The following is a 237-nucleotide window of genomic DNA, read 5'->3' on the forward strand; positions in this document are numbered from 1 at the left end:
ATGTCCGTCGAGGACGGCCGAGGTGCGGAGCCGGAGCGTGCGGACCGCCACGCCCAGCGGATCAGGGGCCAGTTGGTCCTGGTCACCGGGGCGGGCAGCGGCATCGGGCGGGCGACGGCGTGCGCGTTCGCGGAGGCGGGCGCGCGGGTGGTGGCGGTGGACCGGGGCGCGGAGGCCGCCGCACGCACCGCCGAGCTGTCCCGGCTGACCGGAGCGGCCGACGCCTGGCCCGGAACG

Annotated in this window: 1 protein-coding gene; it reads left to right on the top strand. The window is 79.3% G+C overall.

Translation table 11 applies throughout. The features are described from left to right. A partial coding sequence (locus KVT45_RS55685; RefSeq protein WP_217562782.1) for an SDR family NAD(P)-dependent oxidoreductase occupies positions 1–237 on the top strand: 237 nt, incomplete at both ends.

Origin of the sequence: Streptomyces sp. GbtcB6, from assembly GCF_019091475.1 — a bacterium.
Lineage (GTDB): Bacteria > Actinomycetota > Actinomycetes > Streptomycetales > Streptomycetaceae > Streptomyces > Streptomyces hyaluromycini.